Source organism: Halopseudomonas pelagia CL-AP6 (genome assembly GCF_000410875.1).
Classification (GTDB): domain Bacteria; phylum Pseudomonadota; class Gammaproteobacteria; order Pseudomonadales; family Pseudomonadaceae; genus Halopseudomonas; species Halopseudomonas pelagia.
Window position 1 is genome coordinate 17,388 of record NZ_AROI01000024.1, and the last position, 13,392, is coordinate 30,779.

A 13,392-nucleotide genomic window follows, 5' to 3' on the forward strand; every position below is an offset into this window, starting at 1 on the left:
TCTTTATCGAGCAGCAAGGAGAGTGCTCCCATGAACTATCGCAGCATCAGTGATCTATCCGCTCTAACCAGCAAATACGCCAGCAAGGTGCCTCAAAGTGTAGACCTGATCGTAGGCATCCCGCGCAGCGGCATGCTGGTAGCCAGTATCATTTCACTAAAGCTCAACCTGCCACTGACCGACCTCTACGCTTTTATTCGCAATGACGAACTCAAGCGGGGCACCACCCGGACGTATAAGTATCACGAACTAGCCAAACCTCAGGACGCAAAGCAAATACTGCTCGTCGACGACAGTATGGCCACCGGCAATTCGATGCGCGAAGCGGTAGCCAAGGTTAAAGAGGTTTATCCCGGCTCGGTGGTGACCATGGCTGCGTTTGCGCAACAACACAATGTCGATGCCATAGACCTGTATCTGGACATCGTCGAGAAGCCGCGAGTATTCGAGTGGAACATCATGCACCACCATTATATAACCCGTGCCTGTCTGGATATTGATGGTGTGCTCTGCGTCGACCCTACTGCCGATGAGAATGACGACGGCCAATGCTATCGAGCGTTTCTGGCAGGCGCCAAACCGCTCTTTCTGCCCTCGGTTCAGGTCGCACATCTGGTCACCAGCAGGCTGGAGAAGTACCGCCCGGAAACCGAAGCCTGGCTCAAACGGCACGGCGTCTCTTACGGCAAGCTGCATATGCTGAATTTACCCTCTGCAGAGGAGCGGCGACGCCTGAACATGCATCACACTTTCAAGGCACGCATCTACAAGGAGCAACTTCAGGCAGTACTGTTCATCGAAAGCGAAGAGTTGCAGGCAAGAGAAATCATGCGGCTGTCCAATAAGCCTGTGTATTGCACCGCCACCAACGAGATGTATGTACCGGGAGTTAACCTTTCAGCGCTGAAAGCCGTGACGCTGCGTAAAGGTCAGTCGCTGAAGAGAAAGATATTCGAGCACCTGCGCAAGATATTCTCTCGATTACCTGCCTAAGCACAAGGCCCTGGGAATGACTCTCAGCCGGGGCCGTATTGGGAGCAGTTACCCTGCCCCAGATATTTTTCCAGCACCGCCCACTGGGGCTTTTCTTCTCCCTTGCGCGGCTCCACTGACAGTTTGTAGGTGCCCCAAGAAGGCCCTGCGGCCCAATACGTCATCGGTATGCAGTGCTCCTGCAGGTAGGCGAGCAGGTTATCCATCGCGCCCAGCCAGCGTTGATCATCTCCCGGAACGCCAAACTCTCCGATATGCCCCCGTTTTCCGTTTTTCTTCAACCAGCCGATAAAAGGCTCGACCCGTTTGACTCCGACCATAGGATCGAAATCACTTCCAGGCGCGGCCTTGTAACTGCCGCTGGCATCCTCATCTATGTAAACATGCGCAGAGAAAATGAGGTTATCCGCAGGGTCATCCAACGACAGCAGAGCATCAGCATAACGCGGCCAGCGCTCAGCGCTGGACCAGGATGTACCTTCGATCAGCAGCGGCCGCTTCATATCATGCTCGCGTATACCATCGATACCCGCCTGCGCGGCGGGCGGCCATTTGTCGTCGGCGCCGTAGGGTTCGTTCATGATGTCATAGGCGTATAGCGCCGGATGCTGCTGCCAGCGCTCGGCAATGCGTGACATCAAATCGCGGTAGGAAGACACCGGGGTTTCTTCAGTCCCGATCACGTTTCCCCGGTAACGTGCATAGTTATGCACGTCAATGATGATCTTGATGTCATTCTCTGCAGCCTGATCCAGCATCTTGTCCACCAAATCGCTGTAGACCGGATCCAGTTTCGCGTTCAAGCTAGCCTGCAAGCGCTCCCACTTCAGCGGGAAGCGCACCATCCTCACGCCTTTTTCACGCCATGCGGCAAAATAGCCTTTCGGCGGGAAAAAATAGTGTGTGCCATGCTTACCGGGAAGTTGGTTACCGGTAAACTCGGCCCCCGCCACATTCAGCCCCACCAGCTCGACTTGCTCACGCGCCTGTAATGTGGAACAACCCAGAGCGAGGAGGCAACCCAATCCGACTAATAAACGTCTTGCCCCTTTTGGCATGATCGTGTCTCCTTGATAATGAGCCATCACCGACAGACTGCCTATTCAGGCATTACATTCTGTTAGAGTAGCAGCCCTTTCCCGGTATAGTGCCACCCCATGCGTGACCGCCTGTCGCTCGAAGCCCAGCAACTGCCAATTTACTTATGCGCGGTCGCTCTAGGTCTGTTGATCGGCACTTTCGCACCTGAGGTCGCGCCGTATCTAACCCCCCTGTTGTGGCCGCTTTTAGGGCTGCTCCTGTACGCAACCTTTGTACAGGTACCCTTGTTGCATTTGCGCCAGTCCCTAACTGACAAACCCTTTGTGTTCGCTCTGATGATCGGCAACTTCATCCTGCTCCCGCTGGCCGCCTGGATTCTGGTTCATTGGCTGCCCGAGAACCCTGCCTTGCGCCTGGGCGTACTTCTGGTGCTCTTGATGCCCTGCACCGACTGGTTTATCACCTTTACCCATCTGGGTGGCGGCAGCACCAGTAGCGCGATCTCTGTCACTCCACTTAATCTGCTGATGCAGATGCTCCTGGTGCCGCTGTATCTCTGGTTGATGCTACCGGATATCAGTCTACTGCTAGCCTGGGATGCAGCTCATATACTGGCCGCCGCGCTGGGCCTGCTCGGCGTACCTATGTTATTTGCGGCGCTCACACAGCGCTGGATGCAGGTGAAGCCCGCACGTGCGCGCGCTGGCGAAGCACTGGCCTGGCTGCCGGTACCTTTGCTGGCCATGGTTATGCTGCTAGTCTGCGCTGCAAACAGCCCTGTTCTGGCACAGACTGCACCCATACTGCTCAGCGTGTTACCGGTGTTCGTTGGTTTCCTGCTCATTGCCGGTTTGCTGGCGTGGGGGCTGGCGAAGCTGTTCAAACTGACAGTTTCCGCCGGCCGTACCCTGGCTTTCAGCTTCGGCACGCGCAATTCCTTTATCGTCCTACCACTCGTCCTGGCACTGCCGGCTGGCTGGGAGATCGCCGTTGTGGTGGTCATCCTCCAATCTCTGGTGGAATTAACCGGCATGCTGGTCTATCTATGGTGGGTACCGCGCAAATTGTTCCGTTAAACACCAGTCAACCTTGTAGTGCTTGCCCAGTCAGTTAAAACAACAGACTCTTGCCTGACCTAAAAAACCTACGGAGAACAGCAATGTCATCCATCCCACCACGGTTTCAAGTGTATCGATGCCGAGCAAATACAAAGCCTGCAGGCGAACTGTTTATCGAATCGCAGGGGGGATCATCGCGTTCGCCGTGGATAGCACCAAGACGCTCGGCCGCCAATTTGCACCTAGCCTTTCCCGGAATAAACCACGTGCGTCGCAAAGCCGGCACCTTTGCCCGGGTGCTGGTCGCGTTTGGCCCGTTGTGGGCTGACCGTTGAGCGAATACCCGCAATCACGGAAGCACTTGGTTACCAGGAAGCACACACATGGATATTGAGATTGTCGAAATACGCGATCACCTGAGTCGCTTCCCGCCGTTCGACGGCTTGCCTGAGGATGTTCTCAGCGAGGTGGCCCGCCAGGTTGAAATCAGTTATTTCAAGGCAGGTACTGACATCCTGCTGTTCAATCAGGACGTTCAGTTCCTGCATTACCTGCGCAGTGGCGCAGTGGATGTGTTCCGCCGCAATGGCGAGCTGTATAACCGCCTGACCGAGGGCGATATCTTTGGTCACTTCGGGCTGCTGCGCAATCACAAGGTGCGCTTTCCTGCACGCGCCATCGAAGACAGCTTGATCTATTTTATTCCGTCCAGCTTGTTTGACCGCCTGTGCGAGGATCATGAAACCTTCGCCGATTTCGTCGAGGCCGAGGGGCAGTCGCGCCTGAAAACTGCGGTGGACAGCCAAAGCAAGGCTGGCGAGCTGATGCAGATCAAAGTGCGTAAACTGATCAGCCGCCTGCCGATCATGGTGCCTGCGCATACGTCGGTCAGGGACGCCGCGAGCGTGATGACGGCAGAGAACGTCTCGTCGCTGGTCATCGTCGACAGCATGGCCGCAGTGGACGGTACCGGTACCCTGCCGGCGGCCGGAAACGGGGCCGGGATTATGGTCGGCATTGTTACCGATCGGGACTTTCGCACTCGGGTGGTGGCCGAGGGCCTTGCGGCTGACACACCGATCAGCCAAGTCATGTCACCCAATCCGATTACCGTGCAGGCCGAGGATTCGGTGTTCGACACCATGCTGTGCATGCTGCGCAACAATATCCATCACCTGCCGGTGATTCAGCGTAAAAGGCCCATCGGCCTGATCAACCTGACCGATATCATCCGTTTCGAATCCCAGAGCAGCCTGTACCTGGTCAGCAATATCTTCAACAAGCAGGACGTAGCTGGCCTGCAAGCATTGCTGCCGGATATTCGCGCCACCTTTGTGCGCATGGCCAATGACGAAGCCACTGCGCACATGATCGGCAGCACCATGGCCGGCATCGGCAGAGGCTTTAGCCAACGCCTGCTCGAGCTGGCTGAAGCCGAATTGGGCCCGCCGCCGGTTCCCTACTGCTACCTGGCGCTCGGGTCGATGGCGCGCAATGAGCAACTGATAGTGACCGACCAGGATAATGCCCTGATTCTCGATGACCGCTTCGACCCCAAACAACATGACGAGTACTTTTTCCAACTGGCGACCTTCGTCAGTGACGGACTGGCGGCCTGCGGTTATACCTACTGCAAAGGCGGCATCATGGCGACCAACCCGAAATGGCGCCAGCCGTTGAAGGTATGGAAACAATACTTTACCCAGTGGATAGAACGCCCCAACCCGGAAACCCTGCTCAACAGTTCAATATTCTTCGACCTGGATAGCGTTTATGGCGAAGCCGAACTGGCTGAAACCTTGAAGGACCTACTCGCCTCCAAAGCCAGCACCAGCGAACCCTTTCTCGCCAGCTTGGCCCGCAATGCTCTCAACCGTACACCGCCGCTAGGCTTTTTCCGTACCTTTGTGATGGAGCAGGATGGTGAGCACAAAAACATCATCAACCTCAAGGGCCGAGGCACTGCGCCACTGACGGATCTGATTCGCGTACACAGCCTGGCCTGCGGCTCCAAGGCACAGAACTCCTTCGAGCGATTGGATGCAGTGGCCCACACGCGTCTGATGCCACCCGAAGCCATTAGTCGCCTGCGCTATGCCTTGGAGTTTCTGTCGATGGTGCGTATCCGCCATCAGGCGCGGGATATTGAACAGGGCCGCGAACCCAATAACTACATTCAACCTGAAACCATCCCCGCTGCAGAACGGCATAACCTCAAGGAGGCCTTTCAGGTACTGAACAACGCACAAAAATTCCTGCGCTATCGCTACCCCTCGCTGCAGTCCATGCGCACCCTATGAAAAAGCCAGACCCTGCCCTTGCCAGCCCTGACTGGCAAAAAATCTTCAGTAATCTGGCAAACACGGCACAGGACCAGCGTCTGGTGCGCTTTTATCAGGCTGGCGCCGTGGCCGCAGACACGCCCCTGAGCGAAGTCGAGCTGATCGCCATGGATATCGAAACCACCGGCCTGGACCCGCACCGCGATGCGATCGTCAGCATCGGCTTGGCGCCTTTCAGCTTGCAACGTATTCGCTGTGCACAAGCCAGCTACCATGTAGTCAAACCGATTGCCGAGCTGACTAGTAAATCGGTCACCCTGCACCGCATTACCCACAGCGAGATCAGCGACGCTCCTGGTCTGGATCAGTTGTTGGGCACCTTGCTGGAAAGCCTGGCAGGCAAGGTAGTGGTAGTGCACTACCGCAATATCGAGCGTGGCTTTCTCAGTGAAGCCGTGCGCTATTTTATTGGCGAACAGCTGCACTTCCCGGTCATTGATACGATGGAGCTCGAAGCCCGGCTACACCGGGGCGCGAACCAACCGGGGTGGTTTGCCCGCTTGCGCGGCATCAAACCGACCTCCATCCGCCTGGCTGACAGCCGCCTGCGTTACGGGCTGCCGCACTATCAAGCGCATCATGCTCTGATAGACGCGCTGGCGACGGCTGAACTGCTGCAAGCGCAGGTGTTGACACACTACCAGCAGGACACGCCTATCAGCCGCCTGTGGAACTGATTCCCTGCTACTGGCAGCCTTCGAGCGGGCGGATCTTGCCGGGGTTAAGCAGCGAGTGCGGATCGTTGGCTGCCTTGCTGGCCAGAATAGCCGGACTCAGGGCGCCGCCATGCTTGCCATCCTCTAGCATGTAGGTATGGCTGTTGTTGATCTTGATGCCCAGCGACTCGTGCAGCGCCATCAACTCGGCCAGCCGCGTGTCGGTTGAGTAACGCACCAGCGGTAGGCCGGTGACCAGCACCTGCGAGTTGGCCAGACGGATAAACTCCAGATGGATCAGCACCTCATCGGCCACCTGCGCCTTCAGCTCGGCGAGTTGTTCCAGGACGCGGTCGCTATCGTAGTTGGTTTGCAGATTTGTGAAGCCCTTGTCGTGCTTGAGTGCCTGTAGCGTGGAATGGTTCCAGCAATGCTCCATCAGCGTCAGCCCTGACGCTTTGGCTTCGGCGAAGGTCTGCGTCCACAACTGTTTGCCACCGTACTCAGCACGCAGTTGCACCAGCGACTGGCGGTTGTGCGGTGCAACCAGCGCCATCACCAGAAAGTGACCGTCCAGCAGCGAAAAAGGAATGTCCCGGAAGTAGGAAGCCGCCCGGCTGTCATAGAGAGACAGCTCGCGCTTCTCGATCCCGGTCGAATCCAGCATTGCGCGGCAGAATCCGTAGGCTGCTTCAATGTTGTCAAAATCGAACAGGTACTCATCCCAGTTACGCGCCGGCGCCAGTGCCAGTTCCAGGTCAAGCAGAATTCCGTTGGTGCCATAGGTATGATGATAGACGAGCAGGTCTTCGCCGCGCAGCTCCAGAACCTGTGGCCTATCTTCGATGGTCAGAATGCGAATGCACTGCACGGTACCGGGTGCCGAGATCGGCCCATAGTTGATCGACCCTATACCACCAAAGCCGCCGGCAAACAGACCGCCGATGCTGGCTGCGCGGTAAGTGGATGGCATGCAGCGCAGCTCCCAGCAGCGCTCGCGGACGCGCTCCTCAAGCTCGCCAATCTTCATGCCCGCCTGCACCCGCACCAAGCCCTCGCAGAGCCACTCGAGCGCAGTACAGGAGGTCATATCGATCACCACGCCACCAGCCAGGGGGACCGCCTGGCCGTAATTACCCGTACCGCCACCACGCACTGTCATCGGAATGGCCAAGCTGACGCAAGCGCTGACGAGGGCTGTCAGCTCAGCCTCATCCCGAGGGCGGACCACCAGGTCGGCCTGCTTGTCCATCAGTTGCGGTACCAGCAGCGGGCTGAACCAGTAGAAATCTCTGGACAGACGTTTGATGTGCACCCGCGAGGTGATCCATTCAAGCTTGGGCAGTTGCGCCTGCAGCGCATTAAGTACTTCAATTGAGATCATTGTTAATTACCCTGTTGAAACAGAAATGAACTCGGTTTATGCCTCACTCTCGTGCCAGCGACCGATCATCAGGCGCGACAGCGCCGACATGCAGAGAAACAGCGCGACGCCAGTCAGCGAGATCAGCGCCAGCGCGGCAAACATGCGTGGAATGTTGAGCTGGTAACCCGACTGCAGAATCTGGTAGGCCAGACCAGTGTCGGCACCACCGGTACCGGCGACAAACTCTGCCACCACTGCGCCGATCAGTGCCAGGCCGCTGGCGATACGCAATGCCGCAAAGAAGTAGGGCAGCGCCGAGGGCACGCGCAGGCGCCAGAGTGTCTTACCGCGACCGGCCCGACGTAGCTTGAAATACGCCAGCAGGTTTGGCGAAACGCTACGCAAGCCTAGCGTGGTATTGGAGATGATCGGAAACAGCGCTACCAGCGACGAGCAGACCACCAGAGCCAGCGTGGTGTTCTCGATCCAGATGATGATCAGCGGTGCAATTGCCACTACCGGCGTCACCTGCAGGAGTACCGCGTAAGGGAAAAAAGCGGTTTCGATCGCGCGGCTCTGCACAAACACGAAGGCAATCAGAACACCGACCACAATGGCCAGCAGGAAAGACAACAGGGTCACCTTGAGCGTGTTCAGCAACGCCGAGCTGAGCAACTCCCAATCGCTGACCAGTGCTCTGCCCACAGCCAGCGGGGACGGAAACAGATACTCGGGAATTTCGCTAACGGTCACAAGGCAATGCCACAACAGCAGCAACAGCAGGGCAATCAGCGCGGGAATAAAACAGCGGCGAAAACGCTCGCTACGCCATAGCGGAAACAGCTCGTTCACGTGGCATCCTCCGTACCGGCAGCGGCCAATAAATAGTCGTGCAGTTGCATAGCATAGGCGCCGAAACGGGCACTCATGCGGAATTCGGGACCACGCGGAAAGGGCTCGTCAATGCGGATTTCTGCCACCACACGCCCAGGGCGTGCAGCCATGACAACCACCCGCTCGGAGAGAAAGACCGCCTCGTGGATCGAGTGGGTTACAAAGATCACACTCAGGCCACTGCTCTGCCAGAGGTCAAGCAGATCACTGTCCAGCTTGAAGCGGGTGATCTCGTCCAGAGCACCGAACGGCTCGTCCATCAGCAGTAGGTTTGGCCTGATCACCAGACCACGGGCAATGGATACGCGCATCTGCATGCCGCCGGACAGTTGGCTGGGCAGAGCATCGGCAAAGCGCGACAAGCCAACCAGCTCCAGCACCTGATCCACCCGCGCTGCGACCTCGCTGCGCGGCACCTTTTCCGGCTCCAGTTCCAACGCCAGACTGATGTTTCTGCGCACGCTGTGCCAAGGCATCAGCGCGGCCTCCTGAAACACGAAGGAGAGCGAGCGGCCACTCTCATGCAGGCGTGCACCGGGTCTGTTCCACAGCAACAGGCGCCCGTCCGAGGGCTCTGTCAGCCCGGCAACCATTTTCAGCAGGGTGCTCTTGCCGCACCCCGAGGGTCCTAGCAGCGTAACGAACTCACCTTCGCGAATGCTCAGGTTCACCGGCATCAGCGCCCGGGTGCCATTCGGATAGACCTTATCGCACGAGAGCAGCTGAACCGCAGACGCCTGGCCACTCGGCGCCTCGCAACGCGCCGGGCTCAGTCGGGTATGTGCATTCATGGCAGCACCGGATTCCGGGTCACGAAGCGGGTTGTATAGACCTCCTGCAGTGAGATCTTGTCAGCATCCACCAGGTTGTTCTCCACCACCATATTCCAGGTTGCCTGCATACGCGCGTCGGTAATCACGCTGATGCCCTGCTCTGCAGCGTCGCCACCGGTGACCATGCCGCTGCTACGCAGCTGTTCGACAGCAAAGCTGAGCTGGTCAGCACTCATGCTGGGATTCTCTTTCTGGATGATCGTGTTACCGGCAGCGGGATCGGTGAGATAATTCTTCCAGCCCTGTCTGGAGGCGTCGATGAACGCCTGCACCTGATCAGGCTGCTCGGCGATCAGCTCGTCACTGCAGGCAACAGCGTTGCCGTAGGGTGGGTAGCCCTCCTGACCGAGCGAGAACACCTTGTAGTCCGCCCCGGCATTCATCAGCGCAAACGGCTCGGAGCTCATATAGCCCTGCTGAGCCAGAGATTTATCCGCCATGAACGGCTGAATATTGAAGGTGTAGGGCCGGCTCATCGCATCAGTGAAGCCGTAACGGCTTTTCGCCCAGGGCCACCAGGATGAGTGGGCGCTGGAGGAGATCAGCACCGAGCGCCCCTTCAAATCAGCCAGCGACTCGATATCCCCGTGGGTGATTATCACCGTCGGGTCATACTGAAAGCTGCTGGCGACCATGGTCAGCGGGATCCCCTGCTGGCGCGCCATCATGGTACCAATGTCGTCACGGATGATGCACTGCGCCTGCCCAGCGGCAAGCAGCTGTGCCGAATTTACTTGTGGGCCACCCATTCGGATGGTGACATCCAGCCCCTTTTCGGCATACAGCCCTTCGGCTAGCGCTTGATAAAAGCCGCCGTGCTCAGCCTGGGCATACCAGTTGGTAATGAAAGTGATCGGCGTGGCCGCCTGTACGTTGGCGCCACCGGCCGCCGCAAGCAGCGCCAGCAGTTGCGCTGTGTGTTTTATCCAAGTGCGCTTGTATCCTGTTGCATGCATGACTCATCTCCGGTCTTTTTGACTGTTTGAAAGATTTCGCTTTTCAGTTGCGTGATTCGATGTGGCCGTTGAACTGGCTGCGCCCCCAAGACATCACCTCGCGTTCAATCCAGCGCGCTTGATGCACCTCGGTAATCGCCTGAGCCCACTGACTGCTCAGTTGTTCCAGCAACTGAGCGCCCTGCTCGGGGGTCGCGCCGGTGGGGTCTCCGACCACGCCCGTCGGACCGAAATCGCGGGCGGTCCAGGCGGCCGCCGGACGCGTGCTGGACAGCGTCGGGCAAGGAAAAGGCGGTGGGTAGTGTGCCTCGGCGCGTTCCATATGCAGGGTTTCCGGCGCCAGTTGCATCAGAATGGCGGTCTCACCATGGCCGGCGTGCATCCCCATCTGACGTTCCTGTTCGGACATAAAGCTGGTATCCACCTGCACACTCCAGGCAGAACGCGCGATGATCATGAAGTCACCGTGGCGCAGACGCAGCTCGCGTGCCGCCATCTCCAACGGCTGCGGCTGCCCGCCATGGGCGTTGACCATGATCAGTTTGCGAAAACCCGACCGGTACACCGACTCGCCGATCTCCTGGATGGTGTGCAGCAGAATCTCGCCGGTCAGCGTCACGGTGCCGGGAAAGTGCAGGTGCTCGTCGGACTTGCCGTAGGTGATCGGCGGGAGCGCGAAGGCTGGCACAACGGCCGGCAGCTTCTCCAGCGCTTTGCCAACCACGCCGGCGGCGATGATCGCGTCCGTTGCGCAGGGCATATGCGGCCCGTGCTGTTCGATCGCACCAACCGGTAGCACGATCACGGTGTTAGCCTTGTCCTCAAGAGCGTCAATATCGGTCCAGCTCAGGTAGGGCAGGAAGCGCTGTGGCGGGGTATAACCATGTAACATCATTACTCCTTGATGCCGCGCTGCGGCAGGTATGCGGTGGCTTCCACTTCAATAAGGATGTTGTCGCTGGGTAGCATGGCGCTGACCTCCACGACGGTTGAGATAGGCGGATCATCGGCAAAGAACCGCCGCCGCACCATGCTGTAACTGGGGAAGTGGTCCAGGTTGCGGAAGTACTGCACCAGCTTGAACACATCGCTCATCTGGCCCCCTTCGCGTTCAATGATCTGGCGGATGACATCTAACACATACCAGCTCTGAGCCAGAATTGGCCCCTGCTTGATATCGCTGGAGAACTCGCCAGTTCGACCGAGGCTGTCCGCCACCTCGGTAGGAATATCCTCAAAGCCGCGAACAATCAGGCTCCGTGCAGGATCCACGGCGATTAAGCCAGACAGAAAAATGAACTCACCCACCCGCTTGCTGGCGGCATAGCGGGCCAGCGGGGCGCCATTGGTTGCATTGGTCATCAGTTACTCCATGGGTCATTGATCGTTTGTATGCCTATCCGAGGACGCTTTGCAGGAGCCACGCTCAGAGCGCCAGCGTCAAACGAGGAGACCGGCAACCACCGCAGCAGACCGCCATGTACTCGCACCGGTCCTCCTCATCCAGGCACTGATCACCATGCACCGGCTCACCGTCGCGCCAGGGCACCACGCAGCTGCCACAGATGCCCTGTTCGCAGGCGGTGTCAACCTGCACGCCTGCCTGCCTGAGCGCGGCAATGATGGAACTGCCGGCCGATACTTCGAGCATAAGATCGCTTTCGCTCAGGTACAGCTGAAAGCCGGACTCCACCCGTACCTCACTGCCGGAAAACGCCTCTTCGTGCCATTGCACCGCTGGCAACAGCGCACATTGATCGCGCACGCGCGCCATCAGCCCCTCAGGGCCGCAGCAGTAAACATGTGTGCTTGCAGGCAACGCTGCCAACCGCGTCGGAAGATCCAACTGCTCGCGTGGTGACTGGACCACATCAACCGGCCATCCGCTGGTATTGAGCTGCGCGGCAAAGGGCCAGGCCCCACGGCTGGAGGCGGCCACAACAAATGTAAATGGCTGCTGGCGAGCACTGAGTTCATACGCCATGGCAATCAGCGGCGTCAGTCCGACGCCGCCGCCCACCAGCAGGTGGTGGGCGGCATCGCTGGCAAGAGCGAATAGATTGCTGGGGGTGCTGACGGCAAGTTCTACGCCGGGCTGCGCCATCTGGTGCAGTATCTGCGAGCCACCCCGCCCATCGAGCTCCAGCTTCACAGCCACCTCGTAATGGCCGCGCTGCGCCGGGTCGCTGCACAGGGAATAGGCACGCCGGTACTGTTCGTTGATCTGGATCTGAACATGCGCACCGGCACGGAATGCGGGCAGCATGGTGCCATCGGGTCGCTGCAAGCGGAGCCGCATGACATCGGGCGTCAACATGTCGCGCGAGGTGATGCACAAGGGGTAGAATTCAGTAGAAAACATAATCAGACCAAATAGATTGTACACTTGGTCAAACTAAATGCATAACGCATGCCACCCGACACCGCCGAGCGTGCATATAACGTGGAGAAAGTATTTTTAAACGCGTTAGTCGGAGCTCAGACCAGCCCCCAGCAGAACGAACCTGATCAGTTCCTGTTCGATATTACTACGCACCGTCGACTCAGTCAGCGATGCCTCCAGCAGCAGCTCCGCCTGCAGCCTGTAATCAGAGTAGTACTGGGTCAGAGCCCATATGTGCATGATCAGAAGGCGGCCGTCCAACGGACGCAGCTCGCCCCGTTGAACCCAGCTATCGATCTTGGAAACCTTGGCATGGGTGGCCTCCATCGCTCCGGGCCAGTAGGCCTCCAAGCGCGCGCCGCCACTGAGGATCTCCATGGTGAAAATGCGTGAAAGCTCGGGATTCTCCAGCGCATAGTCCAACTTCAGGCGCACAAACTCACCCAGCGCCTCACGCGGTAGCAGTTCGGGCGATGCATCAAAGGTGAAGAAGCCGCGCCAGCTGTCGAGCACCTTGCCTAACACCTGCGAGTAAAGCGCCTCCTTGTCCTCGATGTAGTAGTGCAGTTGCGACTTTTTGAGCTGTGCACGCTCAGCAATCGCCTGCGTAGAAGCGCCCTGAAAACCGTGCTGGCTGAATTCGACAACAGCCGCATCCAGAATCTTGCGCATTATTTCCTGACGGCTCTGTTTGGAGCGCTCGGTTCGCATGTCTACTTTTGCCACTTTTGCACCATTTCAGTGAATTACAGACTCCATTCGCACCATGGCGAGGCGAAACATCATTCGCAGAGGAATCAGGCTGGCGATATCCTACCGTGCCTGAGCACAGAGCATAACCGGAAACGAAAAAGGGCCGCACACCTAAGG

General features: G+C 58.2%; 13 protein-coding genes. 4 read left to right on the top strand and 9 right to left on the bottom strand.

The window, feature by feature from the left end; all coding sequences use genetic code 11:
• The first annotated feature begins 30 nt into the window (after positions 1–30).
• The gene (locus K787_RS0116705; RefSeq protein WP_022963959.1) at positions 31–993 is read left to right on the top strand and encodes a phosphoribosyltransferase family protein; all 963 of its coding nucleotides are present in this window, start codon (positions 31–33) and stop codon (positions 991–993) included.
• Positions 994–1,016: 23 nt separating this feature from the next.
• On the opposite strand, the gene K787_RS0116710 is transcribed toward K787_RS0116705, so the two are convergent.
• Positions 1,017–2,051: a glycoside hydrolase family 5 protein gene (locus K787_RS0116710; RefSeq protein WP_028615033.1), complete on the bottom strand. Its 1,035-nt coding sequence runs from the start codon at positions 2,049–2,051 to the stop codon at positions 1,017–1,019.
• 99 nt (positions 2,052–2,150) lie between these two features.
• Here K787_RS0116710 and K787_RS0116715 point away from each other — a divergent pair, with 99 nt between their 5' ends.
• From K787_RS0116715 to K787_RS0116725, 3 genes are all read left to right on the top strand, one after another.
• Positions 2,151–3,110 (top strand): arsenic resistance protein, encoded by a 960-nt coding sequence (locus K787_RS0116715; protein WP_022963961.1) that lies wholly within the window; start codon positions 2,151–2,153, stop codon positions 3,108–3,110.
• 365 nt (positions 3,111–3,475) lie between these two features.
• Positions 3,476–5,392: a DUF294 nucleotidyltransferase-like domain-containing protein gene (locus K787_RS0116720; RefSeq protein WP_022963962.1), complete on the top strand. Its 1,917-nt coding sequence runs from the start codon at positions 3,476–3,478 to the stop codon at positions 5,390–5,392.
• Complete coding sequence (locus K787_RS0116725) at positions 5,389–6,111, top strand: 3'-5' exonuclease (RefSeq protein WP_022963963.1); 723 nt, start codon at positions 5,389–5,391, stop codon at positions 6,109–6,111. Before K787_RS0116720 ends, K787_RS0116725 begins: the two co-directional genes overlap by 4 nt.
• 7 nt (positions 6,112–6,118) lie before the next feature.
• Here K787_RS0116725 and K787_RS0116730 read toward each other — a convergent pair whose 3' ends face one another.
• From K787_RS0116730 to K787_RS0116765, 8 genes are all read right to left on the bottom strand, one after another.
• Positions 6,119–7,474, bottom strand: a complete 1,356-nt coding sequence (locus tag K787_RS0116730) for an FAD-binding oxidoreductase (RefSeq protein WP_022963964.1) — start codon at positions 7,472–7,474, stop codon at positions 6,119–6,121.
• A 36-nt stretch (positions 7,475–7,510) separates the two neighbouring features.
• Positions 7,511–8,308, bottom strand: coding sequence for an ABC transporter permease (locus K787_RS0116735; protein ID WP_022963965.1), 798 nt, complete (start codon positions 8,306–8,308; stop codon positions 7,511–7,513).
• The gene (locus K787_RS0116740) at positions 8,305–9,141 is read right to left on the bottom strand and encodes an ABC transporter ATP-binding protein (protein WP_022963966.1); all 837 of its coding nucleotides are present in this window, start codon (positions 9,139–9,141) and stop codon (positions 8,305–8,307) included. Before K787_RS0116740 ends, K787_RS0116735 begins: the two co-directional genes overlap by 4 nt.
• Complete coding sequence (locus tag K787_RS0116745) at positions 9,138–10,139, bottom strand: ABC transporter substrate-binding protein (protein ID WP_022963967.1); 1,002 nt, start codon at positions 10,137–10,139, stop codon at positions 9,138–9,140. The genes K787_RS0116740 and K787_RS0116745 overlap by 4 nt, the downstream gene beginning before the upstream one ends.
• Before the next feature lie 43 nt (positions 10,140–10,182).
• On the bottom strand, positions 10,183–11,031 hold the full coding sequence (locus K787_RS0116750) for a creatininase family protein (RefSeq protein WP_022963968.1): 849 nt from the start codon (positions 11,029–11,031) through the stop codon (positions 10,183–10,185).
• Between the two features lie 2 nt (positions 11,032–11,033).
• On the bottom strand, positions 11,034–11,501 hold the full coding sequence (locus K787_RS0116755) for a RidA family protein (RefSeq protein ID WP_022963969.1): 468 nt from the start codon (positions 11,499–11,501) through the stop codon (positions 11,034–11,036).
• 64 nt (positions 11,502–11,565) lie between these two features.
• Complete coding sequence (locus K787_RS0116760; RefSeq protein WP_028615036.1) at positions 11,566–12,501, bottom strand: PDR/VanB family oxidoreductase; 936 nt, start codon at positions 12,499–12,501, stop codon at positions 11,566–11,568.
• Positions 12,502–12,606: 105 nt separating this feature from the next.
• Positions 12,607–13,248 carry a TetR family transcriptional regulator C-terminal domain-containing protein gene (locus tag K787_RS0116765; protein WP_028615037.1) on the bottom strand — a complete coding sequence of 214 codons (642 nt, stop codon included), beginning with the start codon at positions 13,246–13,248 and terminating at the stop codon, positions 12,607–12,609.
• Positions 13,249–13,392: the final 144 nt, after the last annotated feature.